This is a genomic window from Shimia sp. R11_0, from assembly GCF_017744035.1.
GTDB lineage: Bacteria > Pseudomonadota > Alphaproteobacteria > Rhodobacterales > Rhodobacteraceae > Shimia > Shimia marina.
Genome location: NZ_JAGHQY010000005.1, coordinates 89990 through 116325 on the forward strand (window position 1 = coordinate 89990; position 26336 = coordinate 116325).

General features: G+C 57.2%; 31 protein-coding genes. 17 read left to right on the forward strand and 14 right to left on the reverse strand.

All coding sequences use genetic code 11. The features are described 5' to 3' along the window. Positions 1-29: 29 nt before the first annotated feature. From J7382_RS11820 to J7382_RS11850, 7 genes are all read right to left on the reverse strand, one after another. Positions 30-437 (reverse strand): acyl-CoA thioesterase, encoded by a 408-nt coding sequence (locus J7382_RS11820; protein ID WP_209069236.1) that lies wholly within the window; start codon positions 435-437, stop codon positions 30-32. A 112-nt stretch (positions 438-549) separates the two neighbouring features. After that, positions 550-981 carry a thioredoxin TrxC gene (trxC, locus tag J7382_RS11825; protein WP_058241583.1) on the reverse strand — a complete coding sequence of 144 codons (432 nt, stop codon included), beginning with the start codon at positions 979-981 and terminating at the stop codon, positions 550-552. Positions 982-1101: 120 nt separating this feature from the next. Continuing rightward, positions 1102-2091, reverse strand: coding sequence for an ABC transporter substrate-binding protein (locus J7382_RS11830; protein WP_209069237.1), 990 nt, complete (start codon positions 2089-2091; stop codon positions 1102-1104). A 38-nt stretch (positions 2092-2129) separates the two neighbouring features. Beyond that, positions 2130-2975, reverse strand: coding sequence for an ABC transporter permease (locus tag J7382_RS11835; RefSeq protein ID WP_209069238.1), 846 nt, complete (start codon positions 2973-2975; stop codon positions 2130-2132). Next, positions 2972-3904 carry an ABC transporter permease subunit gene (locus J7382_RS11840; RefSeq protein WP_209069239.1) on the reverse strand — a complete coding sequence of 311 codons (933 nt, stop codon included), beginning with the start codon at positions 3902-3904 and terminating at the stop codon, positions 2972-2974. The genes J7382_RS11835 and J7382_RS11840 overlap by 4 nt, the downstream gene beginning before the upstream one ends. Continuing rightward, positions 3901-4332 (reverse strand): GNAT family N-acetyltransferase, encoded by a 432-nt coding sequence (locus tag J7382_RS11845; RefSeq protein ID WP_209069240.1) that lies wholly within the window; start codon positions 4330-4332, stop codon positions 3901-3903. The genes J7382_RS11840 and J7382_RS11845 overlap by 4 nt, the downstream gene beginning before the upstream one ends. A gap of 93 nt (positions 4333-4425) precedes the next feature. Continuing rightward, entirely contained in the window at positions 4426-5223 is a 798-nt protein-coding gene (locus tag J7382_RS11850; protein WP_209069471.1) for an ABC transporter ATP-binding protein, read from the reverse strand. A gap of 38 nt (positions 5224-5261) precedes the next feature. Here J7382_RS11850 and J7382_RS19960 point away from each other — a divergent pair, with 38 nt between their 5' ends. Then, positions 5262-5501: a hypothetical protein gene (locus J7382_RS19960; RefSeq protein ID WP_247744979.1), complete on the forward strand. Its 240-nt coding sequence runs from the start codon at positions 5262-5264 to the stop codon at positions 5499-5501. Positions 5502-5510: 9 nt separating this feature from the next. Further along, the gene (locus J7382_RS19965; protein ID WP_247744980.1) at positions 5511-5675 is read left to right on the forward strand and encodes a cupin domain-containing protein; all 165 of its coding nucleotides are present in this window, start codon (positions 5511-5513) and stop codon (positions 5673-5675) included. A 122-nt stretch (positions 5676-5797) separates the two neighbouring features. Here the strand turns inward: J7382_RS19965 and J7382_RS11860 are convergent, their stop codons facing one another. The 4 genes from J7382_RS11860 to J7382_RS11875 form a co-directional block, all read right to left on the reverse strand. After that, on the reverse strand, positions 5798-6217 hold the full coding sequence (locus J7382_RS11860; protein ID WP_209069241.1) for a hypothetical protein: 420 nt from the start codon (positions 6215-6217) through the stop codon (positions 5798-5800). After that, positions 6217-7674 (reverse strand): dihydropyrimidinase, encoded by a 1458-nt coding sequence (gene hydA / locus J7382_RS11865; protein ID WP_209069242.1) that lies wholly within the window; start codon positions 7672-7674, stop codon positions 6217-6219. Before hydA ends, J7382_RS11860 begins: the two co-directional genes overlap by 1 nt. A 58-nt stretch (positions 7675-7732) precedes the next feature. Continuing rightward, complete coding sequence (locus J7382_RS11870; RefSeq protein WP_209069243.1) at positions 7733-8017, reverse strand: GIY-YIG nuclease family protein; 285 nt, start codon at positions 8015-8017, stop codon at positions 7733-7735. 129 nt (positions 8018-8146) lie between these two features. Further along, entirely contained in the window at positions 8147-9397 is a 1251-nt protein-coding gene (locus J7382_RS11875) for a Zn-dependent hydrolase (protein WP_209069244.1), read from the reverse strand. 168 nt (positions 9398-9565) lie between these two features. Here J7382_RS11875 and J7382_RS11880 point away from each other — a divergent pair, with 168 nt between their 5' ends. From J7382_RS11880 to J7382_RS11890, 3 genes are all read left to right on the forward strand, one after another. Beyond that, positions 9566-10207 carry a TetR/AcrR family transcriptional regulator gene (locus J7382_RS11880; RefSeq protein ID WP_209069245.1) on the forward strand — a complete coding sequence of 214 codons (642 nt, stop codon included), beginning with the start codon at positions 9566-9568 and terminating at the stop codon, positions 10205-10207. An 80-nt stretch (positions 10208-10287) separates the two neighbouring features. Continuing rightward, a complete protein-coding gene (locus tag J7382_RS11885) occupies positions 10288-10905 on the forward strand; it encodes a TetR family transcriptional regulator C-terminal domain-containing protein (RefSeq protein WP_058241515.1) in 618 nt (205 codons plus the stop codon). 199 nt (positions 10906-11104) lie between these two features. Continuing rightward, complete coding sequence (locus tag J7382_RS11890) at positions 11105-11788, forward strand: hypothetical protein (RefSeq protein ID WP_209069246.1); 684 nt, start codon at positions 11105-11107, stop codon at positions 11786-11788. A gap of 79 nt (positions 11789-11867) precedes the next feature. Here the strand turns inward: J7382_RS11890 and preA are convergent, their stop codons facing one another. Both preA and J7382_RS11900 read right to left on the reverse strand, forming a co-directional pair. Next, complete coding sequence (preA, locus tag J7382_RS11895; protein ID WP_209069247.1) at positions 11868-13172, reverse strand: NAD-dependent dihydropyrimidine dehydrogenase subunit PreA; 1305 nt, start codon at positions 13170-13172, stop codon at positions 11868-11870. A gap of 116 nt (positions 13173-13288) precedes the next feature. Next, complete coding sequence (locus J7382_RS11900) at positions 13289-14614, reverse strand: NAD(P)-dependent oxidoreductase (protein WP_209069248.1); 1326 nt, start codon at positions 14612-14614, stop codon at positions 13289-13291. A gap of 430 nt (positions 14615-15044) precedes the next feature. Here J7382_RS11900 and J7382_RS11905 point away from each other — a divergent pair, with 430 nt between their 5' ends. The 4 genes from J7382_RS11905 to J7382_RS11920 all read left to right on the forward strand — a co-directional run bounded on the left by J7382_RS11905 (position 15045) and on the right by J7382_RS11920 (position 18597). Beyond that, a complete protein-coding gene (locus tag J7382_RS11905; RefSeq protein WP_058241511.1) occupies positions 15045-15251 on the forward strand; it encodes a cold-shock protein in 207 nt (68 codons plus the stop codon). Between the two features lie 785 nt (positions 15252-16036). Beyond that, complete coding sequence (locus J7382_RS11910) at positions 16037-17356, forward strand: tyrosine-type recombinase/integrase (RefSeq protein ID WP_209069249.1); 1320 nt, start codon at positions 16037-16039, stop codon at positions 17354-17356. Between the two features lie 218 nt (positions 17357-17574). Beyond that, a complete protein-coding gene (locus tag J7382_RS11915) occupies positions 17575-17829 on the forward strand; it encodes a hypothetical protein (protein WP_209069250.1) in 255 nt (84 codons plus the stop codon). Positions 17830-17832: 3 nt separating this feature from the next. Then, positions 17833-18597, forward strand: coding sequence for a hypothetical protein (locus tag J7382_RS11920; protein ID WP_209069251.1), 765 nt, complete (start codon positions 17833-17835; stop codon positions 18595-18597). Positions 18598-19179: 582 nt separating this feature from the next. Here the strand turns inward: J7382_RS11920 and J7382_RS11925 are convergent. Next, positions 19180-20142: a hypothetical protein gene (locus tag J7382_RS11925; protein ID WP_209069252.1), complete on the reverse strand. Its 963-nt coding sequence runs from the start codon at positions 20140-20142 to the stop codon at positions 19180-19182. Between the two features lie 122 nt (positions 20143-20264). Here J7382_RS11925 and J7382_RS11930 point away from each other — a divergent pair, with 122 nt between their 5' ends. From J7382_RS11930 to J7382_RS11965, 8 genes are read left to right on the forward strand one after another with little or no spacing between them, the layout of a single operon-like run. After that, complete coding sequence (locus J7382_RS11930; protein ID WP_209069253.1) at positions 20265-21809, forward strand: terminase TerL endonuclease subunit; 1545 nt, start codon at positions 20265-20267, stop codon at positions 21807-21809. Continuing rightward, entirely contained in the window at positions 21809-22177 is a 369-nt protein-coding gene (locus J7382_RS11935) for an HNH endonuclease signature motif containing protein (RefSeq protein WP_209069254.1), read from the forward strand. The genes J7382_RS11930 and J7382_RS11935 overlap by 1 nt, the downstream gene beginning before the upstream one ends. Positions 22178-22230: 53 nt before the next feature. Beyond that, positions 22231-23499, forward strand: coding sequence for a phage major capsid protein (locus J7382_RS11940; protein ID WP_209069255.1), 1269 nt, complete (start codon positions 22231-22233; stop codon positions 23497-23499). Next, positions 23499-24086: an HK97 family phage prohead protease gene (locus tag J7382_RS11945; protein ID WP_209069256.1), complete on the forward strand. Its 588-nt coding sequence runs from the start codon at positions 23499-23501 to the stop codon at positions 24084-24086. Before J7382_RS11940 ends, J7382_RS11945 begins: the two co-directional genes overlap by 1 nt. After that, positions 24083-24643 carry a hypothetical protein gene (locus J7382_RS11950; protein WP_209069257.1) on the forward strand — a complete coding sequence of 187 codons (561 nt, stop codon included), beginning with the start codon at positions 24083-24085 and terminating at the stop codon, positions 24641-24643. The genes J7382_RS11945 and J7382_RS11950 overlap by 4 nt, the downstream gene beginning before the upstream one ends. Then, positions 24640-25710, forward strand: coding sequence for a hypothetical protein (locus J7382_RS11955; RefSeq protein WP_209069258.1), 1071 nt, complete (start codon positions 24640-24642; stop codon positions 25708-25710). Before J7382_RS11950 ends, J7382_RS11955 begins: the two co-directional genes overlap by 4 nt. Continuing rightward, positions 25707-26087, forward strand: a complete 381-nt coding sequence (locus J7382_RS11960) for a hypothetical protein (RefSeq protein WP_209069259.1) — start codon at positions 25707-25709, stop codon at positions 26085-26087. The genes J7382_RS11955 and J7382_RS11960 overlap by 4 nt, the downstream gene beginning before the upstream one ends. Continuing rightward, positions 26084-26323, forward strand: a complete 240-nt coding sequence (locus J7382_RS11965; protein ID WP_209069260.1) for a hypothetical protein — start codon at positions 26084-26086, stop codon at positions 26321-26323. Before J7382_RS11960 ends, J7382_RS11965 begins: the two co-directional genes overlap by 4 nt. Positions 26324-26336 lie beyond the last annotated feature (13 nt).

Genomic DNA, 26336 nt, shown 5'->3' on the forward strand with positions numbered 1-26336 from the left:
CCGAAGACGCCGGGGGCGACTTCCTGCACCTACCCTTGCGGCCAGGGAGCATCTTCCTGTGGTACCGGGCGCGGGTTGCCATCCTCGTCAATGGCAACATAAGTGAAAATCGCCTCTGTCACCTTCTCTGAAATCCCGCGCCGATGGCGCACGGCCCAGGCTTCGATCTTGATCGCCATCGAGCTGCGCCCAACCCGCGCGACAGAGGCCCACACACATAAGATATTGCCCACCTGCACAGGGCGGATAAACTTCATCGCATCCACTGCGACAGTGGTCACACGCCCTTTGGCCCGCTGTGCCGCCACGATGCCACTTGCGATGTCCATCTGGCTTAACACCCAGCCGCCAAAAATATCGCCATTGATGTTCACATCCGATGGCATTGCCACCACACGCAGGGTCGCTTCCCCATCTGGTTGTTGCTCTTCGCTCATGCCAGGTCCTCTCTTTGCCCCTACGATAGCGACAAAGCCCACGGGACAAAAGCAAGCTGACGTTGCGACACACTCCACACGGCAGGCAAAGCGCCGCCGCTCTCCGGCGGTGTCAGACCGAAGCCTTGATCCACTTCACAATCGCTGTTTTCGGCAGTGCTCCGGACTGTCTGGCCCGCTCTTTGCCATTGGTGAAAGCCGCCATCGTGGGAATCCCGCGAATACGGTATTTGCTGCCCGCATTGCGGTGCGCCTCTGTATTGAGCTTCACCAGCCGCACCGCCCCTTTGAAATCCTGCGCGGCCGCCTGATACTGCGGCGCCATCTGACGACAAGGCCCGCACCAAGGTGCCCAGAAATCCACCACCAAAGGCACATCATCATTGCGCACGGCTTTTTCAAACGTGGCCAGATCGACCTCCGCCACTTTGCCGCTCATCAATCCAGTGCCACAGGTGCCACATTTTGGGCCCGCGCCCAGTTTGTCATAAGGCACCCGGTTGATTTGCCCGCACTTAAAGCAGGTCAGTTTTTTACCGCTCATGGTTGCCTCCATCGTAACCTTGCGAACCGGACATAAGATGCCACTCTAAGGTTTGAAAGCCCCTCCAACGCAAAAGGCCGGGGCATCCCCCGGCCTCTTCAGTCTATAAGGTCTCAACGCTTACTTCAGCGCTTTGTCAGTGATCGCATGAGTCCATGCGCCTTCCGGAGTGGCGGTGATCACCGGATCGGACCCACCCGACATCAGGCTTGCCACCGTGCGCTCATAATCCGCCACATCCAGCGCGCCGTTGGAGCCAGCGGTCAGCTTGGCAATCTCGCCCATCATACGCACCTGATGCTCTTCGGTCTGCGCCCCGGTCTCGTCATACTCCAGCACGATCATCGCCGCGTCTTCCGGGTTCTCTTCGGCCCACTTCCAGCCCTTCATGGATGCACGCACAAAGCGCACCATCTTGTCCTCAAAGGCCGGATCGGCAAGGTTTTCTTCCAGCGCATAAAGCCCGTCTTCCAGCGTCGCCACACCCTGATCTTCATATTTGAAGGTGATCAGATCATCCGGTGTCAGACCCGCATCAATCACCTGCCAGTACTCATTGTAAGTCATGGTGGACACACAGGCCGCCTGACCGTTCAGGATCGGATCCACGTTGAAGCCCTGCTTGAGCACCTCAACACCGGCGTCCCCGCCATCGGTGCTCAGCTCAAGCTGCGACATCCAGCTCAGGAAGGGGAATTCATTGCCAAAGAACCACACGCCCAGCGTCTTACCGGCAAAATCATCGGTACTAGCCACACCCGCATCCTTGCGGCAGGTCAGCATCATGCCCGACGATTTAAACGGCTGCGCAATGTTCACCATCGGCAGACCCTTTTCACGCGCTGCCAGCGCCGCAGGCATCCACTCCACGGTCACATCCGCACCGCCACCGGCCAGCACCTGTGTCGGCGCAATGTCGGGGCCACCCGGCTTGATGGTCACATTCAGGTCTTCATCCGAGTAAAAACCGTTCTCCAGCGCCACGTAGTAGCCCGCGAACTGCGATTGGGTCACCCACTTCAGCTGAAGCGTCACATCATCTGCGGCCAAGGCGGCGGAGCCCAAAAGGGAAAGCGCCGCGGCCGTTAAAGAAGTCGTCGAGAGTTTCATGAAAGTTTCTCCTTGTTGAATATTACTTGGGTTGTTGTTCAACCTCTTTGTGATGGGTGCCAGAAGGTCACCCGTTTTTCGATCCAGGCCACCACCCCGTAAAAGGCGCTGCCCACAAGCGCTGAGACAAAAATCTCAGCCCAGACCAAATCTATCGACAGGCTGCCGACGCCGGTTGAGATGCGAAACCCCATGCCCCGCGTGGGCGACCCAAAATATTCAGCGACAATCGCGCCTATCAAAGCAAGGGTCGTGGCAATCTTCAACCCGTTGAAAATGAAAGGCAGCGCCGCCGGAATGCGCAGTTTCAGCAGCGTCTGAAAATAGCCCGCCGCATAGGTGCGCATCAGATCCCGCTGCATCGCGTCCGTGGCGCGCAGCCCCTGCACCGTGTTCACCAGAATGGGAAAGAACACCATCACCACCACCACGGCGGCTTTGGAATGCCAGTCAAACCCAAACCAGTTCACCAAAATTGGCGCGACCCCGACAATCGGCAGCGCGGCGACAAAATTGCCAATCGGCAGCAACCCCCGGGTCAGAAACGCGCTGCGGTCAATCAACAGCGCCGCAACAAAGGCCGCCGCCGCCCCCATCAGAAAGCCACGCAACGCGCCTTTCAGCACCGTTTGCACAAAATCCACCCACAAGAGGTCGGTAGATTGAGCAAACACCACCATCACCTGAGTGGGAGGCGGCAGGATCACCTGACTGACCCCAAAGCCGCGCACAAGGCATTCCCAGATCACCAGAATGGTGATCCCAAACAGCACCGGCACCGAAATGCGCGCCACCATCGTGCTTGCATAAGCCGAGTTCGCCAGCCACACATTGGTGCGCCAGGCTGCCGCCCAAAACACCAGCATTGCAACAATCCAGATCATCCGTGGAACCCCATCTTGCGCAGTGTCACCCGCTGAGTGATGTCAATCAATGTGACCAGAAGACCTGCCAGAATGGCCGCACAGATCAGCGCAGACCAGATCGCCAGCGGCGTGCCAAACTGATCACCGATCAGGATCCGCGCACCCAACCCGCTGATTGCCCCTGTTGGCAGCTCGCCCACAATCGTACCCACCAGTGCAGCGGCGATGCCGACCTTCAGCGCGGTGAAAAGATAAGGCACGCTCGCCGGCAGTCTCAGCTTCAGAAAGCTCTGCACCCCACTGGTGTTATAGGTTTTTAACAGGTCCAGCTGCTCGCCCGTCGGGGAGCGCAGGCCTTTCACCATCGACACAAGCACCGGGAAGAAACACAGATAGGCCGAGATGATCGCTTTCGGCACCCCGCGCCCCTCAATGCCCACCTGATTGGACACCACAATGATCATAGGGGCCAGCGCCACAATCGGCACGGTCTGGCTGATGATCGCCCAGGGCATCACACTCATGTCAAACACACGGCTATAAACAATCGCCACCGCGCCCAGAATGCCAACGGTGGTGCCAAGCACAAAGCCCCAGAGCGTCGACTGCAACGTGACCCAGGCGTGATAGATCAGCGAGCGTTTGGACCATGTCCGCCCCTTGGCCACCATCGCCCCCGTGGTCTTCCACAACTCCTCGCCCACCTGCGCCGGTGTCGGCAGCCGTGGCCGTTTGAGATCATAGCCAGCCGCCACCAGCGATGGGTTGTCCAGCATCAGCTTGAAAACCGACACATCGCGGCGTTCCACCGAGCCTTCCGGCACCACCACTGCACCGCCCCGTTCGGCAATATCCAGCGCCGGGCGCACGTTCATCGGCGCCACCGCCAACCACCAAATGCCCACAATCGCGGCCAGAACGGTTAAAATCGGGAGTAGATTTCTCATCGCTGCCACTCCATCCGCACTTCGCGCACGGTTTCCGGTGGCTCCGCGTCATTGCGGCTCACTTCGACAAAGCCCTCACGTTTGTAAAACTTCTGCGCACTCAAGTTCGGCTCATGGGTGGTCAGCCAGACAAAATCTCGGCCCTCTTTGGCCTTATCCATCAGGGCCTTACCAAGCCCCTGCCCGCTCTTCCGGCAATAGAGCCCGCCAACCCGGTTCACCTTAGGATCAAAGGACAGGTAGCCCTCAATTGGGTCTCCCACGACCCACATCTCCCGCGCAGGCATTGCCTCACGGATCATGTCGGCAATCTCCTCCGGCCCATAGATCGACGGCATCCAATCTGTAGCCGCCTCCCAGTCAGAGACAATCCGCGCCATCGCAGGCGCATCTGCGACCTGCGCGCGCCTGATATCACCTCTGTTCATAAAGCACCTCCCGCCCCGGACCTGATCCGGGGCCTCATGCCGATCTGCGCCCAGAGGTCCCGGGCCAAGCCCGGGACATGTGTTTCCCGCCGCTCAGTCATTTTCATGCCCCGCCCGCAGCCCATCCCGCACCCGATGGGAAATCTCGATAAACTCAGGGCTGTCACGAATATCCAGCGGCCGCTCTTTGGGCAGCGTGCTCTCGATCACATCGTGAATACGCCCCGGACGCGGGCTCATCACCACAATCTTGGTCGAGAGGTACACCGCCTCAGGAATGGAGTGGGTCACAAAACCAATGGTCTTATTGGTGCGCGCCCACAGCTCCAGAAGCTGCTCATTGAGGTGATCGCGCACGATCTCATCCAGCGCGCCAAACGGCTCATCCATCAAAAGAATATCGGCATGAAACGCCAGCGCGCGCGCAATGCTGGCCCGCTGCTGCATCCCGCCAGACAGCTGCCAGGGGAACTTCTTCTCAAAGCCCTCCAGATGCACCAGCTCCAGCACTTCTTTGACCGCCGCATCCTGCTCTGCCTTGGAAATCCCCATAATCTCCAGCGGCAGACGAATGTTGCCGCCAATGGTGCGCCACGGGTAAAGCCCCGCATGCTGGAACACATAGCCATAAGCGCGGCTCTTGCGCGCTTCTTCAGGGCTCACCCCGTTGACGGTGATCTCCCCCGCCGTGGGCTGTTCCAGATCGGCCATACAGCGCAGAAACGTGGTCTTGCCACAGCCCGACGGCCCAATAAAAGAAACAAAGTCCCCCTTGTTGATATCAAGGTTCACATCCTTGAGCGCATGCACCGGACCATCGTTGGTCTCAAAGGTCAGGCTCAGGTTCTTGGCGCTGATCACAGTTGACACACCGCTCTCCCCCTCTGTCATAGTCATATCATTATTGCCTTTTTCAGGAGCACGCCCTCATGACGTCGTCTATGCCCCCCAAATGCCAAAAGCTGCGCCCAGACGGCACTTATGCCGGCAAACAGGGGTTCAGCTATTTTGAGGGCATTGCCCGCGAAATCACCGGTGCTCAGGGCATCTGCATGCACATCCTGCGCATCCCGCCCGGCGGTCGCGCCAAAGCCCATCTGCATGAAAGCCATGAAACGGCGATCTATGTGATGGAGGGCTCTGCCGTGATGTATTGGGGCGCGGCATAGGAACACTTTATGGAAACCGATCCCGGTGATCTGGTCTACATCCCGGCGGGCGTGCCCCATCTGCCGATCAACACCGGCGACGTTGACGCGGTTGCCATCATCGCCCGCACCGACCCGCACGAACAGGAAAGCGTGAAGCTCCTGCCCGAGCTTGAACATCTGCTCCCAGCCTGAAGCCTGACGCCCAAAATCCACTCCCAGCCCCCGTCCGCGGGTGGGGGTCAAAGCCCCCGCCCATGGGGGACGGTTGGGGGCTGCCCGGCCAAACGCCGGGCCAATTGAACTTATCAAGACTGTCATTGTGCCACCTCGACGGTATTGTCTGGCTGCTCTATTGCAAACCAAAGCCAACCACCCAAAACACCTGCAATACTGTGCACGGCAATCAATTGCAGTGGATGTGACCACACCGACATCGGCGGCATCATGGCTGGGTGCAGCACTGGAATAAGCGCCAGACTGATGCCTAGTCCGGTGCCAACAGAGGCCCGTTCCGGATGGGTTGCAAAGCGACCAACAATGGATCGTATGAGCAACCCAACTGGTACAGACAGAACAGACAGCAAGCCAAATATCAGAAAACCGCCCACCCATCCGGCCAGTTGATCAATCAGTCCAACAAACCCCGCATCCACAAAACCCATCCCAGCCATGATCCCCGCAGAAGCGGCGAAAACAGCACAGACATGAGCAAGTATGGCGCGTGGCAGGTTCATCATACCCCCGTCGCTGGAATGCCGGTCCGCTCCACAGGGCGTGGTGCCGTCAGTTCTTTCCATGTGGACAGTGCCTTATTCACCGTGGTGTTGGCCTCACGTGCTACAAACTGGCCATGACCTTCCTGCGTGCGGATCTCCCCGTCATGCACCGCCACCTGACCGCGTGTCAGGGTAAAGCGGGGAAGACCTTTGACCTCATGGCCCTCAAAGACGTTGTAATCAATTGCACTCTGCTGACTGCTTGCGGAAATTGTCTTGGTCTTCTTTGGATCCCAGACCACCAGATCCGCATCTGCGCCCACCAGAACCGCGCCTTTTTTCGGATAACAGTTCAGGATCTTGGCAATATTGGTCGAGGTCACCGCCACAAACTCATTGGGCGTCAGACGGCCAGTTTCCACGCCGTGCGTCCAGAGCATCGGCATCCGGTCTTCAAGCCCGCCGGTGCCATTGGGGATCTTGGAGAAATCCCCCACGCCATAACGCTTCTGTTCGGTGGTAAAGGCACAGTGATCTGTCGCCACCACAGAAAGCGTGCCCCCCTGAAGCCCGGCCCAAAGGCTCTCCTGATGGCGCGCATCCCGGAAAGGCGGGCTCATAACACGGCGTGCGGCATGATCCCAGTCGTCCACAAAATACTCACGCTCATCCAGCGTCAGATGTTGGATCAGCGGCTCGCCCCATACGCGTTTGCCCTGCATCCGCGCGCGCCGGATCGCCTCATGCGCCTCTTCACAGGATGTGTGCACCACATAAAGCGGCACGCCCGCCATATCGGCAATCATGATCGCGCGGTTGGTGGCCTCACCTTCCACCTGAGAGGGCCGCGAATAGGCATGGCCTTCCGGCCCCACATTGCCTTCCGCCAGCAGTTTGGCGGTCATCTCCGCCACCACATCACCGTTTTCCGCATGCACCATGGCAATGCCGCCCAGCTCTGAGAGGCGATTAAACGAGGCAAACAGCTCATCGTCATTCACCATCAACGCGCCTTTATAAGCGAGGAAGTGCTTAAACGTGTTGATGCCGCGCTGCTCAATCACGGTTTTCATATCGTTGAAAACCTGCTCCCCCCACCAGGTCACCGCCATGTGGAAAGAATAGTCACAGTTCGCCCGCGTGGATTTATTGTCCCAACGTTTGATCGCATCCATCAGGCTCTCGCCCTGATTGGGCAGACAGAAGTCCACCACCATGGTGGTGCCGCCTGCGAGACCCGCGCGCGTGCCGCTCTCAAAATCATCGCTCGAGTATGTGCCCATAAACGGCATTTCCAAATGCACATGCGGATCAATCCCGCCCGGCATCACGTAACAACCGGTCGCATCCAGCTCCTCGTCGCCTTTGAGGCCTTTGCCAATCTCAATGATCTGCCCGTTCTCAATCAGCACATCCGCCTCATAGGTCAGATCTGCGGTCACCACGGTGCCGTTTTTGATAACCTTTGTGGTCATAACTTAACTCCCTGAATGCGCGCCCCGCCCCGGACGTGATCCGGGGCCTCGCCCGCAATCACGCCGGAACAAGCGCTGTTATGTCCTGCCAATTTGGATTGGCATCTGTAATCAGTTTGACTTTCCAGTCCCGCCGCCAACGCTTGATCGCTCGTTCGCGCCGCAGAGACGGTTCGAAGGATGCGTGTTCTTCGAACCAGACCAGTGTTTTGATGTTGTATTTTTTGGTATGCGCCGACAGCCCCGCCCGATGCGCCTGCAGGCGCAGCCGAAGATCGGTTGTGCGCCCAACGTAGAGCGCGCCCCCCGGTCTGGAGGCCAGGATGTAAACGAAGTGGGACATCCCCAACCCTCGCGCCATCGTGGTTACCAAATCGTAAACGCTGCCCCGCCCCCGCGACAAGGCCAGGCCCTACCTGAGGCCGCCAGACGTCCCGGGTCAGGCCCGGGACGGGGGGTGCCAATGGCAAGCTCACTCCACAACTTCCGCTGTCTCAAGCACCGCGTGCAGCATAACATCCGTGCCGGCCGAGGCCCATTCTTTGGAAATCTCTTCCGCCTCATTGTGGCTCAACCCGTCCACACAAGGACACATGATCATCGCCGTTGGCGCCACATCATTGATCCAGCAGGCGTCATGGCCCGCGCCAGACACGATATCCATGTGGCTATAGCCCAGACGCTCTGCCGCCGTGCGCACCGCGCTGACACAGCCTTCGTCAAAGGCAGGCGGATCAAATTGGCCGACGATCTCCCACTCCAGACCCACTTCAATCTCTTCGCAAAGCTTGGGCGCTTTCTCGGCAAACTCCGCCAGCATCGCGTCAATCACCTCTTGCAGGTGGCTACGGAAATCGATGGTGAAGACCACCTTGCCCGGAATGATATTGCGTGAGTTGGGATAGACATCCACATGGCCAATTGCACCCACCGCATTGGGCTGATGCTTCATGGCAATCTCATGCACCAGCTCTGTGATACGCGCCAAACCCCGGCCCGCATTCTTGCGCATAGGCATCGGCGTAGATCCGGTGTGGCTTTCTTTGCCCGTCACGGTGCACTCAATCCAGCGCAGCCCCTGACCATGGGTGACAACCCCAATGTCCTTACCTTCCGCTTCCAGAATAGGCCCCTGCTCGATGTGCAACTCAAACATCGCATGCATCTTGCGCGCGCCCACCTCTTCGTCGCCTACCCAGCCGATGCGCTTAAGCTCATCGCCAAATGTCTTGCCCTCCGCATCCACACGCCCGTAGGCCCAATCCTGCGTATGCCGCCCTGTGAAGACGCCAGAAGCCAACATCGCAGGCGCATAGCGTGTGCCTTCTTCGTTGGTCCAGTTGGTAACGACAATCGGGTGTTTGGTCTTAATGCCCAGATCATTCATCGAGCGCACAACTTCCAACCCGCCCAGCACGCCTAGCACACCGTCATATTTGCCGCCTGTGGGCTGCGTGTCCAAATGGCTGCCCATATAGACTGGCAGCGCGTCAGGGTCCTCACCGGCACGGGTGGCAAACATATTGCCCATCGTGTCCACGCCCATGGTCATGCCCGCGGCCTCACACCAGGCCTGAAACAGCGCACGGCCCTCTGCATCTTCATCAGTCAGGGTCTGGCGATTGTTGCCACCGGCAATACCGGGGCCAATCTTGGCCATTTCCATCAGGCTGTCCCACAGCCGATCTCCGTTCACCTTCAGGTTCTCACCCGGTGCTGCCATTGTCTCACACTCCCTTGTTCTGGCCGGGGCTGCCGCGACGCCACGCTCACGCGCGGATCGGTCCCTTGCTGGTGGGGCTCTTGCTTTCGCAGGCATCCTGACCGTATGGTCAATTTCAGAGCAACACAGCCTGACCAACCGGTCAAGAAATTTCTCAAGGTCTTTTTGATGCCCAAAGCCCGCCCCTCAAACAGCAAGAAACTGCGCCGTCAGGAGGCAGAGTCGCTCATTTTATCAGCAGCCGAAAAAGTCTTTGCGGAGGCAGGCTTTGGCGGCGCCACCATGCAATTGATCGCCGACGTCGCCGGTCTGCCCAAGGCCAACCTGCATTATTACTTTCCCACCAAAGAGTTACTCTATCGGCAGGTGGTTCAGAACATCTTCGAAATCTGGCTTCAGGCCGCCGATGTTTTTGATCAGGCTGAGGGCCCCGAGGAAGGCATTGGTGCCTATATCGACGCCAAAATGGAAATTTCCCGCCGTCACCCAAACGGGTCCAAAGTCTGGGCCAGTGAAGTGATGCACGGCGCTCCGGTCATTCAGGACTATCTGGAGACAACGCTCACCGACTGGACCAACGGGCGCATCACGGTCATCGAACGCTGGATTTCCGAGGGACGCATGGCCCCCATCGACCCGCGCCATCTGCTGTATATGCTCTGGGCCACCACCCAGCATTACGCCGATTTTGGCCATCAGATTGAGACCCTCAATGGCAGCGCCCCCCTGTCCGATACGCAATGGGAAGCCGCCAAAAACAACATCAAAACCATCATCTTGCGCGGCATTGGCGCCCTGCCAACCGCGTGAAAACCTGACCTCAGGCCCTATGGACCTGCGCTGCTGCCTTCTTTAGCCTAAGCAGAGCAACGCAGAACGGAACGCAGATCATGTCTCAGGCCCCGGCACGCAAGCCAAGCCGCATTCAACAACGCAATCGCAAGCGCATCCTTGAAGCCGCACTGGAAGTCTTTTCCAGCCAAGGGTTTCGGGGGGCCACGCTTGATCTGATCGCCGAGGAGGCCGGGCTCTCCAAGCCCAACATCCTCTATTATTTCAGTGGCAAAGAAGACATTCACACAACCCTGCTCAATCAATTGATGGAAACCTGGCTCGACCCGCTCGAAGATATGGATCCCAACGGCGACCCGATTGAGGAGATCATGTCCTATGTCCACCGCAAGCTGGAAATGAGCCGTGAATTCCCACGTGAAAGCCGCCTCTTCGCCAACGAAATCCTCCAAGGCGCCCCGCGCATGGCCCCCCATCTGGAAAGTGATCTCAAACCGCTGGTGGATCGCAAAACCGCCGTGATCCGCCAATGGATCACCGAAGGCAAATTGGCCGATGTAGATCCGCGCCACCTGATTTTTTCGATCTGGGCCACCACCCAGCACTATGCAGATTTTGCCGTGCAGGTGCGCACTTTGATGCCAGAGGCCAGCAGCCCAACAGAGGGCGCCGATGCCTATCTGGACATGTTGTTCCGCAAACTCCTCACGCGCTGATCCAGCCGTTCCTGAGCCAGATATCTGGCTCAGATCCTTTGTTGTTGTACCAGATCGGAAACATGAAGGGGCCCTGAGCCCACTGCGGCAAAGAAGCGACACCTTTCCCCCACCTGCCATTTTCCTTTTGGGCGGCTGCCGAAATTGGCTAAGCTGCCTAAAAAATAAATAAACTAAAAATAAAATTGTAGGCAGGCAAATGAGTACGAAACCGCTTCTGTTTCAGATCGGGCACAACAAATGTGCCACGAGCGCCCTTTTCTTTCTATTCCTTCGCTCCCATCACATGGCGCTGCACAGCGGTGGGCGTTACTGGAAACGCCATCACAAAGGCTTTCTGGGCATGCGCAGCCCACAGGAGCGCATTCACGACAACATTCTGAATGGCCACGCCCCACTTGAGGGGCTGGAACGCTTCACCGCGTTTTTTGACATGGAATACAAGCGTGGCTCCGATGTGGTGGAGAATTTCAAACGCTACACCACCTTTGCCCGCCACTACCCCAACGCCAAATTCCTGATGAACACCCGTGACAAGGACGATTGGCTGCGCAGCCGGGTGCGCCATGCCAACGGGCAGTACCTCAAACAGGAAATGGCCCGCAAAAACCTGTCCTCTGATGAGGTTGTGGCCGCTTGGTCCTCTGATTTTGACCGCCACCTGCGCAAGGTCCGTAGCTTTTTTAAAGGGGAGGCGGATCGTCTTTTGGTCTTCAACACCGACAAGGACGATATTCAGAAACTGGTGGATTTCGCTGCGCCGGAGTTTCCGCTCGACACAAGCCACTGGGCAGAGGTGCGCAGCACCGACCGGATTGTCGAGAAAAAAGGCTGGCAGGACGACGGCGCAGATTTGCAGATTGCCATGGGCGACGCCGCCTGACACGGGTCCCCCCCCAAACACATCCAATAGAAAACGGCCGGGACATTCCCGGCCGCTCTTATTTCCAAAACACGCATAATCACTCCGCCGCAGTCGACGCCGGATTGTTCGGATGCGCGGTCCAATTGCCATATTCGGCGGCAACCGGCGTCCCTGTGCGCTCATCCATCTCGCCCGCATCCAACGTGCGCATGGTGATACAATTCTCCACCGGGCAGACATTGACGCAAAGATTACAGGCCACGCATTCATCATCCTTCACGGTGAACACACGGTCCTCCGACATCTCAATCGCCTGATGGCTCGTGTCCTCACAGGCCGCATAGCAGCGTCCGCATTTGATGCAATCATCCTGATTGATCACAGCCTTTGTGACGTGATTGAGGTTCAGATACTGCCAGTCGGTGACATTCGGCGTCGCCATACCAACAAAATCCGCCGTAGAAGCATAGCCCTTCTCATCCATCCATTGGGACAGACCAGAGATCATCTCCTGCACAATCTTAAAGCCATAGGTCATCGCCGCCGTACAGACCTGCACGTTGCCTGCGCCCAGCGCCATGAACTCCGCCGCATCGCGCCATGTGGTCACGCCACCAATGCCGGAAATCGGCAGCTTTGCCGTTTCCGGGTTGCGCGCGATCTCCGCCACCATATTGAGCGCAATCGGCTTCACCGCCGGGCCGCAATAGCCGCCATGGGTGCCTTTGCCGTCAATCATCGGCTCCGGGCTCATCGCATCCAGGTTGACCGAGGTGATCGAATTGATCGTGTTGATCAGGCTCACCGCATCCGCCCCACCGCGCAGCGCGGCTTCGGCTGGGTAGAGAATATTGGTGATGTTGGGCGTCAGCTTCACAATCACCGGCAGGTCGGTGGCGGCCTTGCACCAGCGCGACACCATCTCGATATACTCCGGCACCTGCCCCACAGCAGAGCCCATGCCACGCTCGGCCATCCCATGCGGGCAACCAAAGTTCAGCTCAAACCCGTCACAACCGGTTTCCGCAATCATCGGCAGAATGCGCTTCCAGGCGTCCTCCTCGCACGGCACCATCACGCTCGCGATCAGCGCGTGATCGGGATAATCCCGCTTCACTCGCGCCATTTCCTCAAGGTTCACCTCCAGCGGACGGTCGGTGATCAGCTCAATATTGTTGAGCCCCAGCAGGCGGCGGTCTGCGCCGTGAATGGCTCCGTACCGCGGCCCGTTCACATTCACCACCGGCGGGCCTTCCGCCCCCAGCGTCTTCCAGACAACGCCACCCCAGCCCTCATCAAAGGCGCGGCGCACGTTGTATTCCTTATCCGTTGGCGGCGCAGAGGCGAGCCAGAACGGGTTTGGGGATTTGATCCCGACAAAATCACTTTCGAGATTGGCCATATCGCTTATCTCCTTTTTGGTTGGTTCCCCCGCGCCCCGGACCTGATCCGGGGCCTCTGGCCATCACGCACCCGGCGCGAGGTCCCGGGTCTAGCCCGGGACGGGAATCTATGCTGTCAACCGGCACTCAAAGCCGCATGAATATCCTCAGCCGCATCTCGGCCTTCGGCGACAGCGGTCACGGTCAGATCATCGCCACCCGTGGCGCAGTCACCCCCGGCCCAGATGCCCTCCACAGAGGTCCGGCCGGTCTCATCTACTTTGATCTTGCCCCGCTCGAGCGTGGGCAAGCCGTCGCCTTCCAGCGTCTGACCAATCGCCTTGAACACCTGATCCGCCGCCAGACGCACGCTTTGGCCGGTCGGCTTCAGATCATTGTCGGTGTACTCAAATTCGATCTCGCGCACCGCGCCATTGCCGATCACCGCTTTGGGCGAGGCATTGGTGATGATCCGCACGCCTTTGGAGGCCGCCAGATCCTGCTCAAACTCCGAGGCGTTCATCCGGTCTTTGCCACGGCGATAAACAAGGCTCACGTTCAGCGCGCCCAGCAGCTTGGCTTGCACAGCGGCATCCACCGCCGTCATACCACCGCCAATCACCACAACATCGCGCCCGATTTCCAGCTGGCTAAGATCCTCGGCCTGACGCAGCTCCGCGATGAAATCCACCGCATCCTCCACGCCGTCCTTGTCTTCGCCCGCAACTCCCAGCGCGTTCACACCGCCCAGACCAATGCCCAGGAACACCGCATCAAACGCCGCCGTCAGGCCATCCAGCGACAGCCCGTCGCCCAGCTTCTTGCCGGTCTCGATGTTGATGCCGCCGATCTTCAGCAGCCAATCCACCTCGCGCTCGGCAAAACTGTCGACAGACTTATAGGCCGCGATACCAAATTCATTCAGCCCGCCCGCCTTGGCGCGCGCATCATACACCGTCACGTCATGACCATGCAGCGCCAACCGATGCGCCGCAGACAGACCCGCCGGCCCCGCCCCCACAACGGCGACCGTCTTTCCAGTCGAGGCCGCCCGCACAAACGGATGCGCCCCACGCTCCACCAGCACATCAGTGGCATAGCGCTGCAACCGGCCAATCTCCACCGGCGCCCCCTCTGCTGTCTCACGCACACAGACCTGCTCGCAAAGTGTCTCCGTTGGACACACCCGTGCGCACATCCCGCCTAGAATATTCTGACTGAAAATGGTCTTCGCCGCCGCTTCCGGCGTGCCTGTGGCGATCTGGCGAATGAACAGAGGAATATCAATGTCTGTAGGACAGGCCGTCATACAGGGCGCATCATGGCAGAAGTAACAGCGATCCGCCGCCACCAGCGCCTCATGATCATCATAGCGAGGGTGCAAATCCCCGAAATTTTCTGACAGTTCCGCTGAGCTCAATCGCCCCGCCTGAATGCCGTCGCTAAAGGGTGTGTTGGACATGAAACCTCCCCATACACCTTGTTGGCTACAGGCATCAGGCTGGCACAGGCCCCGTCACCGATCAATAAATTTTTTTACCATACGGTCAAAGTCTGGATTTTACTGAATTTTGCTTCGGGTTCTCTCGCACTGTGACCAATTTTTGATCACCCCATGCCCGCCAATTGTCAGGCGCAACCGTCCGCTCCCGGCGCGCGGCAGGCGCACATCCGCCCTGCCCCGGCAGGGTTTGTGTGAATATTCTGCAAAAAATGCCCGAAATGGTCGCTTTGAGCAAAAAGCGGCCTTGTTTTCTGCGGCGTATCTCCTCAGATGTGGGGTGCGCAGTTTCTAATGTCGACCCTCTGCTCCTAACCGGCTCAGCTTTTCGATCAAGATACCCGCCGGGCTGTCGCATGACGCGGACAGCACTAAATTATGGAGACAGACGATGGCTACAGGCACCGTCAAATGGTTTAACACCACCAAAGGTTTCGGCTTCATTGCCCCAGAAGATGGCGGCAAGGACGTTTTTGTTCACATTTCCGCAGTAGAGCGCTCCGGCCTGACCGGCCTCGCGGACAACCAGAAAGTCAGCTACGAGCTGCAAGCTGGCCGTGACGGCCGCGAAAGCGCCGTAGATCTGGCGCTGCTGTGATCTGATCACACTCATTCGGAAAAGGCGCTGCATCTGCGGCGCCTTTTTTTATGGCACATGATTTTATGGCGCAGAGCACGACAGGCCCCTCTGCCTCTGATCAATAACCAACGACAACCACAGCGGCCATAATCAGCATCATCAACGTGATTGGCCCCCACAAGCGACGCTCCGCACGCGAGGGTGTGATCCAATTCGCAATACAAGACAACGCTTGAATACCGAGGGCGACCCAGCCCGACCAGGCAGGCCAACCAGGCCACCATCCCGCCTGTGACGTGATCGCGAAAGCCATGCCAAACAAAATGCAGATAGACACCCCCGCAAAGACTCGTCCGCTGGTGGGCAATGCGCCCTTCACGTGCCCTCCCTGCGTGATCTCCCCCCAACGCGCGCCACAGATCAGCGCGACCTGAAAGCCGATCACACACAGACACGCAAAGGCATACAGAGAGGACACAAAAGCAAGCAACATCTTGTAGAGGACTGCCTCTAAGGAACCAACGACGGTCCACCTTTAACAAGAAAAAGGCGCCACCTGAAGGTGACGCCTTTTTTCTTTTCCTCTCAGAGGAAAGATGGTCGGGACGGCAAGATTCGAACTTGCGACCCCCTGTACCCAAAAAAGTTTCATGATTAAGTAGCATTCAGCCTCATTCAGACCAAATGACTGTTTTTCAACATATTTTCAAGTCATTCGATGATTGATTAAGTACCATTTGGCCCCATATAGTAACAATAAGTGGATGCTAAATGGATGCTAAAACTCGTTCGGAGGATCACAGATGACCCAACTTTTATTGAAGGCCGACGTGGTTCGCGACTTGCCCTTAGCTGCTAAAGGGCAGGACTTCTATCTCGACACTCACACCAAGGGTCTGGGCGTTCGCGTCGGCACGCGCAAGAAGGCGTACTTCTTTGACGGGCGTGTCGGAGCCAAGAAACGCCGTGTCACGCTGGGAGACACTGACGCCCTGACACTGAACGAGGCCCGCAAGCTGGCCAAGAAGACCGCCTTCGAGATGCTGAATGGCGTTGACCGCAACAAAGAGAAGGCCAAGGAAAGGGCCGCTACGCTCACGTTAGGGGCCGCACTGGACCTCTACGAGCAAGCCCACGACTTGAAGGACAAGACCGCAGCCGAGAACCGTCGCTTGATTACCGCCGATTTCTCCGACTGGATGGACAAGGACGTGAAGGGGATCAGCCCCAGCATGGTAGAACGTCGTTTCAATGAAATCTCCGAACGCAGCCCGAGCATCGCGAACAACGCCTGTTACGTGCTTCGTGCGGTCTTGAACCATGCTCGTATCGCCACCAAAACAGACGCGGGCGAATACACCCTGCCCCTCAATCCATGCCAGCGATTGACCGACTTGAAACTCTGGCACAAACCTAACGCCAGAACAGGACGCCTGACCGAGAAGCAGTTTCCTGCGTTCTTTCAGGCGTTGGCAGACGCCAAGAACCCCAAGTTCGCGGATTACATGGAGATACTGGTCAGAACAGGTCTACGCAGAACTGAGGCGTCATCGCTCGCTTGGAGCGACGTGAATTTGATCGCAAAAACTTTTACCATAACTGCCGAGAAATCCAAATCCGGCACCCCCCTCACGCTGCCAATGTCTGCGCAAACCGAAGCCATTTTCAAACGTCGCATGGAAGCTGAACCGAACGCCGAACACGTGTTTGGAGATGCCAAGCGGTATGACCCTCGCAAGAGCCTGAACGCGCTACGTAAGGCCGTAGGGATCGACCTTTCATACCATGACTGCCGTAGAACCGCTCTGAGCATCGCTGAACAGCAAGAAGTGCCCTATGGCATTCTCAAGAAAATGTCGAACCACAGCGCCGGAAATGACGTCACGCTCAAGCACTACACCAACGCCGTGGAGCACGAGGCATTGCGGCCATATGTTCAGCGTGTTTCCGATCAAATCGACCGTTTGGGCGGGATCGACAACATGCACCTCAAGATCGCGGATCAGATCAACCGCCTGAATTCGGTTTGCGATGCTCTGGCAGATTTTGATCAATTCAAATTTGAAATCAGAAACTTGCAGGACGTTGTTAAGAGACTGGAACAACGGAACCAACCGCAATAACGCGACTGAACCAGACGGGTGGTGCATACTTTGCACCACCTTCAATCTTAATCATTGCCATCCAACCGCAATGGCATAAATTTGCATTCAGACGGACGAATACCAAGGAGGGTGGCCGTAACTGTCTCCGCTTTTCTGCGGTGAAGTCGGGACAGGAAACGCCGTTCGCAGCAACCGCGCACTAGCGCAGCGAAACCCTTTTCTTGGAGGTCCACATCATGGCCCTGACACTAAACACCAAACCGAACCCGAGTGCTCGGACTGCTCCATCTATCACGCCATATCTGACGCCTAAACAGGTTGCCACGATGACAGGCGGCGCGCTGACAGAAGGTCAGCTTAAGCAAGACCGCATGGAAGCCGAAGCCAATGGCACCCCGCCCAAAATTCCGTACTACCGGATCAGCTACCGCAAGGTGCACTACAAACCCGATGACGTGAGGGCTTATCTCGAAACGCTGCGGGTGGAGTAATACATGGAGGATTTTAAGCTCAACCGCCAACCAGATTGGCCCGAAAAAATGGGTTCACCTTACGCTTTCAACGTTGGTTATGAACCGAATAAAGGGCTGCTCGCAGCAGCCCTGACCCCTCGAACTAAACAGGGACGAGCCAATCTAGCGGCCCGACTTGTTCTGGTCGTTCTGCTGTTTAAGTTGAACAAGTCCCGGCAGAGGCTCAAGTACAAATCCGATCCACGGTTCGGAAATTATCGTTACGTTTGGTTCCACATGCACGAGCTCGAAGCTTGGGCCGGACTTAACAAGCATCAGGCCGAGCGAGGCATGAAAGCGCTCATTGATGGAGGGATAGTGTATGCAACCCGCGCCAACAAAAATCAGCCGCGTTCTTACCGCCTAACTGATGCAGCTTTCATGATGGCACACGCTTTCCAATATCCACACCACAGACTGACTTGGACGGAGCATCACGTTTACTCAATGCTCGACACCCCTAAGGGTGGGGGGCAGCTAAATGCAACACTTGCGAAGAATGAACTGAATAATATGAGCGCTGAGCTTGCCGATCGCTATCGGTTACACTTCGCACAGCGGATCGCGGAATGGAAACCCCACCTCGATCAGTGGCACAGCACCCCCCACCCCAGCGGTAGGCGACAAGACCCCTATGAATGCGGCTTTATAGATGTGGTGCGGTCTGACTGTGGCGATATATTCGAAAAGCTGGATAAGCTCATCGAAGAGGCTACCCCAATCACTATGGAGGCCCTTTATTCGTAGAGTAGCCACTACGCATATTTGCGGGGTGTACACTATGCATATTTGCGGCACCTAACCGCATATTTGCGGATATTCACTATGCATATTTGCAGGGTTCTGAGACCTTAACTAAGAGACCTTAACAGAGACAGAAATACTGAAACCATGCGCACCATCTACGAAGGTGCACGTTGGGGATACTCCCCCTTCCTTCGTTAACAAGGAGAGTAATGTAAAGAAACGCACGCGGGCGCGAGGCGATTGCACACCGCCCCGCCACCCCTGCCTCGCCGAACGAAACCGATTGGCAAACGTTTGCGCAGACGCACAAGAAACATACTTTTTGTGCATTGATGCACAAAAGCAAAACTGCTATGATCATCCTCGAACGGCACTGGCGTGTAGTTCACCATTCGTTGCCCCCGTCTGTTGTGCTTTGGATCAGTGCAACGCCAGACACCGACATATAATCCTTGTGTTCATTCTGGCAGGCGGGCGGCACCACTCCACCAACTCTGCGCAATCAAACTAAGGGAACCCTGCCCACCCTAGGGGAACCCACGCATGTATCGGAGGGGACCGGGGCTAGCGCGTCACTCTAAATTAGAAACCAAAGACATACTTCAAAACGTCGTAACCAGCTGCCAGCGCGAATGAAGCCAAAACCATGCCAACAACCGCCCGATGAAGCATTGCTCCGACACGAGATCCTTTGAAGTACTCCATTGGAGGAAAAAGCCACCGAAAGTACTGAAACAAAAAGCGTCCAGCTAGCAAACTCAGCAACAAAAAATAGATCGATGCAAAAATGTTGAGAAATAAATCTTGCTCAGCAAGCCACTTGCTTAGCGGTGTCGGCCACTTTGCGTAGGCAAGCATTAGCAAGGGAAGAAAAGCTAGGTACGTAAAGTAATCGTAAGCACCAGAACCGTGGATAACCGGTCGCAAGGCCCTTCTCTTCTTGAAGAAGCTTTCAAGCCGATTGGCCGTCGAGATTACCCAGTCTTCATCCTTGCCATACACGTTGATCACGCTCCGGTTTTCGGTAGGGTTCGAGGGGAGAGTAATCAAGTCCATCGTCAACGGGGGGCGGTCAAAGGCGATGAACACGTCCACGCAATTGAGGGGACTAGTGCCAAGTTGTTTTTTTGCGAACGAGCCGTTGGAAATGTAGAAAGTCTCCAAATCGTCCGGATAGTCTCCACGGGACTTATCAGGGATTCCCACAGCTGTGATCTCATCACCGGAACGTACAAGAATTGTGTGCTCAACACGCATTTGTTCTTCCAGAAAGACCTTGGCCTGTTCTGCGCTTTCAAATCTGGCCAGATCGATACTTGCAAACTCAAGTTTCCGCGCCCGATCATTCGCGCTTTCGATTAGCTCACAAAATTCGGCCAAATCGTCAGCTGACAGTACCAAGTTAGTTGGGTGCAGAGTCCTCGCATATACGTGACTTTTGGGGTCAATGTTAACGGCATTTCCCGCATTTGTGATTGCATTTTCATCTGACTCAGCCTGCGAACCCGCCACTACCTCCAACAATTCTTGATCTATTTCAGCCACTTACAACCGCCCCACGAACACTATTGACGTCGAGTTCGCAGTAGGCCACGTTAGACGCCAGATTTCAACCTGAACCAAAGCAAAGGAGTGCACCGGTTCCCCGATAGAGGGATCAGTGCGCTATGACTTTGCGTCTGGCGAAAACAAAGAAGACCCAGCCCGCTCTGGCGGACCCTGTAGAGCTTCTTGCTATCTGGGCCGCGCTTACTTTCCTCATCCCTGCGGGGATCAGCAAAGGCAAACCCTTCCAGCTTCACGAGTTCCAAAAGGAATTCCTTAGAGCCTACCTAAGCCGCGACGTTGACGGCCCAACGTTTCGAACGCTGATCTACTCCACACCCCGTAAGCTAGGTAAGTCCACATTGCTTGGCTTGCTGCTGCTTGCACATATGTGCCCTGACAGCCCTCTCTACGTACCCGGATTTGTTGGGGCCATCGCAGCGCCTACCGAAAAACACGCAGGCTACATCGGCGCTGCCATGTTCGATCTGCTGGAAACTGCAGGGCGAGAAAACGAAATCACGCGCCGTGCAGACCCCCGCCCCGGTAAGATCGAAATTGCTGACTGTGTGTGCTTTCTCTCCACTGGTTCGATCAAACAGGGGCACGGCCTCGACCTTGATCTAGCCTTGATCGATGAATGCGGCTTGATTGAAAAAAACCAAGGTGAACTGATCACAGCGTTCTTTGATGCATTGGCGACCAAAGACGGCCAATTGATCCTAACCGGCACTCGTGGGGACAGCCCTTCCTACAATGACCTGATCGACCATCCTGACAAGCGGACGCACGTAACGCTTTTCGCCGCCGCCAAAACTGACGATCCCGGCGACCCAAAAACATGGGCCAAGGCAAACCCGGCACTTGGACAGATTAAATCAGCACGTTTCATGGAAGACGCCTTCACCAAGGCGCAGGCGGGGGGCAGCACCACAGAATTTGAGGTGTGGCACCTCAACAAACCGCTATCCCCTACCCGCCAGTTACTCCTTGACTATCACGTTCTCTCCAAAACCTATCGTGACACCCCCCAAACCATTCCAGGCGAACCCGTTCATGTGGGCGTTGACTTGGGAGGGGCCGCATCCATGACCGCCGCCGTGATCGCGTACGAGCAATCAGGAGTGGTTCGCGTGCTCGGAGCATTTCCCGGCGCAGACATGGACCTAATCACCCGGAGCAAACGAGATCAGGTGGGTGATCTCTGGCACCGCGCAGCATTGGCAGGTGACTTGATCGAAACCAGCGGCAGCGTTTCGGACCTAAACGAATTCTTGCCCGCCGTGGTGAATATGGTGGGCAATCATCCCGTGGCCTCTGTCTCGTGCGACCGGTACCGCGAAGCCGAATTTAGAACAGCCTTGGCCCGTCAACAGATCGCATGGCCCGTAATCTTTCGCGGCACCGGCCCCCGCGATGGAGATCAGGATATTCGCGCCACCCGTCGCTTATTCCTTGCCGGGGCCGTCCAGATGAAACGCAGTATTTTGTTGGAAGGGTCACTTGGGGAGGCTGACGTCAAGGTTTCCACCACCGGTGCCTGCCAACTCGACAAATCGCATAACACGGCACGGATCGACGTCTGTCAGGCGCTGGTGCTGGCTTGCTCTGCCGTGGTGCGGGCCAAGGATACCCCCCCGACCGAATACACAGTGGAGGTGATCTAATGGTTATGAAAACTCTGCCACCACTGACCAAGCCCTATCAGAACATCCATACGCACGATTGGCGGCACAAACTACGCCAGACCGTTGCGCAACGGGCGTCCTTTAGATGCGAACACTGCCACGTGTTCCTTGGGATGCATGGCCATGTGGACCACCGCGTTTCTCGCCGTGAGTTGGAAGCCGAAGGCGGGAACCCTTGGGATGCCGCCAACCTGCAATATCTCTGCACGTCCTGCCACAGCGTCAAAACCAACAAAGAGCGCTGGGATTGGGCCGGACGACGTGAAGGGCCGAAACCTTGGAAACGATCAAAAGTTCAAGGGCGGAACCTCATGCTGGCAATGGCAGGGGTGAAGCCGATGACCTGACAGCCTTTGCCCGACAAACCTCCCGAAACCGATGCAAACCAAAGGAATCCGACATGCTTAAATCGCATGAAATCCAACTGGCGCAGTCAAAGCGCCGCGAGAAAATGGCCGAAATCCAAAAGGCCGAAACCATCTCCGAAGAAGGCCGCACCGAACTGCGTAGCCTGACCGAAGCATACGAAGGGGCCGAAGTCGAATACCGCGCCGCCCTGATTGTGGAAGGTGAGGAACGCGACAAGATCAAGGAACCGGACAAGGCCGAAACCGACTTTGACCGCGAGTGTCGCCAATTCAGCCTGTCAGGGCTGGCCGCATCTGTGACCGAAGGCAAGCCGCTGGAAGGCCGCGAACTGGAAGTGAGCCAAGAACTGGAACAGCGCAACGGACCATCCCAAAAGGGTGGCGTTCAAGTGCCGTGGGCCGTGTTCGGTCTGGAAGAACGTGCAGACGCCGTGACCGATGCCAGTGCGGGCACCAGCCAAGAACTGGCCAGCCGCCCCGTCATGAACCACCTGCAACGGTTTTTCGAAGCGTCGGCAGCGGCGAAATTCGGGATCAAGGCTATTCAGGTGACAGGCGTTCCCGCTTTCCCTGAGATCACCGGGGGCGGTTCTATGTCGTGGGTGGCCGAAGGTGCGGGCAGCGATGCCAGCGCAATCACCACCACCAGCAAAACGCCAACGATCAAGACCGCCAATGCGCGGTATGTGGTCACGCGCCAAGCTGCCAAACAGAACCCCGCCATTGAGGCCATCTTGCGCCGTGATCTGGCCGAAGTCATGCGCGAGGGGATCGACCTTGCCGCCTTCCAAGGCACGGGTGCCAATGATCAGCCCACGGGCCTTGAAAACGCTCTGACGGGTGGCCGTGCTATCGACGTGTCAGACGTGGCCAGCTTCACCGACCTGCACCTGTACGCGACCCAGCTTTGGGAAAGCGCCAAACTCTCGGACAATGCCGGGATCAAGTTTGCGGGTGCCCCGATTGTGCGTCAAACGCTGGTGGACAGCCTGATCACGGGCACCGCCGTAAGCGAATATGACCGCTTCAAATCGGCTGGTTTCTCGGGCCTCTGGTCGCAACAGGTTTCCGGCCAAGGGGCGCGTGATGGCACCGACAAGGGCGCATCCAACGTCTACCTGTCGGCAGGTGGCAGTCATGCGTTCATGCCCACATGGGGCAGCGTGGAACTGGTGATCGACCCCTACAGCGAAAGCAAAACGGGCAAGATCGCAATCACAGCGTTTGCCTTTGTCGATCTGCTGTTCCAGCGCCTGAGCACTCACTTCCTGAAACTGGAAAACGTGCAGGACCGCGCCTAATGACTGACAGCCGCACCATATGGGCCGCTAACCTTGAGGTGCGGCAACAGGGAAAGTCACCCGTGATCGCGGGCAGCTTTCCCTACAACACATGGGCCGTACTCTCTGACAGGGGCACGGTTCGCAAAGAAGAAATCGAACCGGGGGCGTTTGACTTCACGCTCCAAGATGCCACGCGGGAAATCAATCTCTTGTTCGGGCACAGCTTCGACAAGCCGCTGGCAAGCCGCAAGGCGGGCAGTCTGGTGCTCAAGGACACCCCCGAGGCCCTGACCTTCGAAGCCACCATATCCCCCGAATTGGAGGCCGTGAGCCATGTACGAGACGCACTTAGCATGGTGGGGGCTGGTCTGGTTACTGGTGTATCTCCGGGTTTCCGGGTGCCGCCCAAGGTCGTTGTGCCGGATGCAGAAAGGCTTGAACCGGAACCGGGCAATCCCGGTGTGATGATCCGCAAGCTCTCTGCACTGGTTCTCTTTGAACTCTCTTTAGTGACGCGCCCCGCTTATGAGCAATCCCACGCCGAACTTAGGGCATTGGAGCGGGCACAACTTCACCAACCAACACAAAGGATTTTCTTACCATGATCGAAGTCTTGGAAACCGAATTCACTTATGGCGATGCCCCTGCCAATATCTCAGCGTCTGACGTGGCCCTAGAAGCAGGTGTATCTGAAGTAGACGCCGCCACCATGATCGTGGCGTCATGGATACAGGCCGAGACCTTTTGCAATCGGGCCTTCCGCCCCATTACCTCTGGCAAAGTGGTGATTAAGGTTGCTCAAGAGCAAGCTTGGCAATGGCCTCGCTACCCATACCCTGACGATCTAGTCATCGAGGTGCACAGCAAGGGTTCGTGGGTATCTCACAGCGAAACCTATGTCGCAGTAGCTGGTCTTGTCGAACTCGTACCGTGGACGCTCTACCGACTAACCCAAAGCGGCACAGTGACGCCACCTCCCCCCAACGACACCGTTGTGCAGGCCGTCAAAAACCTTGCCCTCTACCAGCTGGTACAGATGCCCCAGCGTCGGGAATTCAAAAGTCAAACAGCGGGCGATACAAGCCTGACACGGGAAGAAATCAAGGGCCTATTCTATGCCTCTGGAGCGGGTGCACTGCTGGCCAGCGAAGTGCGCCAATGATCTGGCCCTTTAAAAAGAAGCTGGAACAGCGCAGCGGCTTTTCCGGCGTGACGCAGACCTATATCGATGCGCGCCGAAAAAACCTGCAATCGGATGGCTCTGCCGCCCTGTCGGCAACCGTGGCCACCTGTGTGGGCATGTGGGCGCGTGGGTTTACCATGATCACTCCAGCCCCTGCCGATCTGCTGACCCCGGATGTGATGGGGGCGATTGGCCTTGACCTGTGTCTGCGTGGGGAAAGCGTCTGGCATATTCGGATCGAACATGGCGAACCTGTTCTGGTGCCAGTGGCTTATTGGGATGAACTCGGACAAGGCCGCTATCATCTGCACATTGCCCGCGTGAACACCACCGAAACCGTAAAAGCGTTGGAACCCGAGGTTCTGAAACTCAAGATCAACAGCGACCCGTCGCAACCGTGGAAAGGCCGTAGCCCGTTTGCGCTCATGGGCCTGTCGCCCACGCTCATGGCAGAAGTGGAGGCGGCAATCTCGGGGGCCATGCCGATGGCGGGTAAGGGTCTGCTGCCGATGTCAGCCAATATCCCTCAAGAGGAACAGGGCAAGGTACTGTCAGGTTTGCGCACCGGATCGCTGGCGACTGTGATGTCAAAACAGGATTTTGGCCACCAGACAGGCGGAGATCGTTCGGAACTGCGTCGGGTGGAACTGACCCCCGATCTGCAAAAGATGGACCTGAACCCCACGACTGACAGCTTGCACAATCGCGTTCTGAGTGCTTGCGGCATTCCCCCGGCTCTGGCGACAGCATCGGGCAACGCTGGGGCCATGCGGGAAGCTTACCGCCTGTTTGCGATCCAGACCTTGGAACCGCTGGGGCGTCAGCTACTGCCAGAACTCAAAACCAAGCTGAACGTGGCCACCCTGAACAGCGATGACATGATGAGCGCGGACACAGCGGGCCGTGCTCGATCTGTCGGCACACTGGTCAAAGCTGGTGTTCCTGTTCAGACCGCTATGGAACTTGTGGGCTGGAAGGGCGTGAACATCCCCGAGGCAAGGCCGCAACCTGAACCCAAGCCCCAAGAGCAAGGCGCAGAAAAATGAGCTACGCCGCCACCCTGAAACGCGCCGTCAAGCATAACCCCACGTGGGTGAATGCCCGCATCTACGAATATGCTTTGGACGATGAGAGCCACCCGCTGCTGGCCAATGGCGAATATCGCTTTGACTTGAGAGAAATCACATACGGTTTCCGCGACTTGAGACCCGAGACAAACTTTACCATCTCGCAAGCGTATCAGGGCAGCACCGTGGTGACAGTGATCACCGAAAACCCGCCTGACACTTCGCACCTGATCCAGATGGGCGCGACATGGTATTCGCTACAAGAGGTGCGGGCCTCTGACGCCTTAGGGGCAACCGTGTCCTATATTGCCGGAGCAATGGACATCATCCCGGACATTCGGAACGACACGCTATGACCCCTGATCTCCAGATGCCTCCAACGCCCCACGCCACCGCCACAGATGCCGAATGGCGAGCTTATCTGGGCGAACTGCTCGAACTTGTGAGCAAACAAGGGGTGCCGGCCTTGAAACTTCAAGGCTTTACAGAACCCGAACTATTCCAACTTCGTAGACTGGCCAGCGTGTTTCGCAACGGCCAAGGTACTGCAAAAGACCTCAGGCTGTTGCGCGCCATCGCTGAAAAGCTGTGAGCCAAGTTCAGAA

Coding starts and splice junctions, on each gene's coding strand:
- J7382_RS11965 (WP_209069260.1), top strand. CDS start 26,084: ATGACCCCTGATCTCCAGATGCCTCCAACGCCCCACGCCACCGCCACA.
- J7382_RS11955 (WP_209069258.1), top strand. CDS start 24,640: ATGATCTGGCCCTTTAAAAAGAAGCTGGAACAGCGCAGCGGCTTTTCC.
- J7382_RS11930 (WP_209069253.1), top strand. CDS start 20,265: ATGACTTTGCGTCTGGCGAAAACAAAGAAGACCCAGCCCGCTCTGGCG.
- J7382_RS11890 (WP_209069246.1), top strand. CDS start 11,105: ATGAGTACGAAACCGCTTCTGTTTCAGATCGGGCACAACAAATGTGCC.
- J7382_RS11830 (WP_209069237.1), bottom strand. CDS start 2,091: ATGAAACTCTCGACGACTTCTTTAACGGCCGCGGCGCTTTCCCTTTTG.
- J7382_RS11945 (WP_209069256.1), top strand. CDS start 23,499: ATGACTGACAGCCGCACCATATGGGCCGCTAACCTTGAGGTGCGGCAA.
- J7382_RS11910 (WP_209069249.1), top strand. CDS start 16,037: ATGACCCAACTTTTATTGAAGGCCGACGTGGTTCGCGACTTGCCCTTA.
- J7382_RS11870 (WP_209069243.1), bottom strand. CDS start 8,017: ATGTCCCACTTCGTTTACATCCTGGCCTCCAGACCGGGGGGCGCGCTC.
- J7382_RS11950 (WP_209069257.1), top strand. CDS start 24,083: ATGATCGAAGTCTTGGAAACCGAATTCACTTATGGCGATGCCCCTGCC.
- J7382_RS11935 (WP_209069254.1), top strand. CDS start 21,809: ATGGTTATGAAAACTCTGCCACCACTGACCAAGCCCTATCAGAACATC.
- J7382_RS19960 (WP_247744979.1), top strand. CDS start 5,262: ATGACGTCGTCTATGCCCCCCAAATGCCAAAAGCTGCGCCCAGACGGC.
- preA (WP_209069247.1), bottom strand. CDS start 13,172: ATGGCCAATCTCGAAAGTGATTTTGTCGGGATCAAATCCCCAAACCCG.
- J7382_RS11960 (WP_209069259.1), top strand. CDS start 25,707: ATGAGCTACGCCGCCACCCTGAAACGCGCCGTCAAGCATAACCCCACG.
- J7382_RS11905 (WP_058241511.1), top strand. CDS start 15,045: ATGGCTACAGGCACCGTCAAATGGTTTAACACCACCAAAGGTTTCGGC.
- J7382_RS19965 (WP_247744980.1), top strand. CDS start 5,511: ATGGAAACCGATCCCGGTGATCTGGTCTACATCCCGGCGGGCGTGCCC.
- J7382_RS11845 (WP_209069240.1), bottom strand. CDS start 4,332: ATGAACAGAGGTGATATCAGGCGCGCGCAGGTCGCAGATGCGCCTGCG.
- J7382_RS11920 (WP_209069251.1), top strand. CDS start 17,833: ATGGAGGATTTTAAGCTCAACCGCCAACCAGATTGGCCCGAAAAAATG.
- hydA (WP_209069242.1), bottom strand. CDS start 7,674: ATGACCACAAAGGTTATCAAAAACGGCACCGTGGTGACCGCAGATCTG.
- J7382_RS11900 (WP_209069248.1), bottom strand. CDS start 14,614: ATGTCCAACACACCCTTTAGCGACGGCATTCAGGCGGGGCGATTGAGC.
- J7382_RS11940 (WP_209069255.1), top strand. CDS start 22,231: ATGCTTAAATCGCATGAAATCCAACTGGCGCAGTCAAAGCGCCGCGAG.
- J7382_RS11880 (WP_209069245.1), top strand. CDS start 9,566: ATGCCCAAAGCCCGCCCCTCAAACAGCAAGAAACTGCGCCGTCAGGAG.
- J7382_RS11820 (WP_209069236.1), bottom strand. CDS start 437: ATGAGCGAAGAGCAACAACCAGATGGGGAAGCGACCCTGCGTGTGGTG.
- J7382_RS11875 (WP_209069244.1), bottom strand. CDS start 9,397: ATGGCAGCACCGGGTGAGAACCTGAAGGTGAACGGAGATCGGCTGTGG.
- trxC (WP_058241583.1), bottom strand. CDS start 981: ATGAGCGGTAAAAAACTGACCTGCTTTAAGTGCGGGCAAATCAACCGG.
- J7382_RS11850 (WP_209069471.1), bottom strand. CDS start 5,223: ATGACAGAGGGGGAGAGCGGTGTGTCAACTGTGATCAGCGCCAAGAAC.
- J7382_RS11835 (WP_209069238.1), bottom strand. CDS start 2,975: ATGATCTGGATTGTTGCAATGCTGGTGTTTTGGGCGGCAGCCTGGCGC.
- J7382_RS11860 (WP_209069241.1), bottom strand. CDS start 6,217: ATGAACCTGCCACGCGCCATACTTGCTCATGTCTGTGCTGTTTTCGCC.
- J7382_RS11885 (WP_058241515.1), top strand. CDS start 10,288: ATGTCTCAGGCCCCGGCACGCAAGCCAAGCCGCATTCAACAACGCAAT.
- J7382_RS11915 (WP_209069250.1), top strand. CDS start 17,575: ATGGCCCTGACACTAAACACCAAACCGAACCCGAGTGCTCGGACTGCT.
- J7382_RS11840 (WP_209069239.1), bottom strand. CDS start 3,904: ATGAGAAATCTACTCCCGATTTTAACCGTTCTGGCCGCGATTGTGGGC.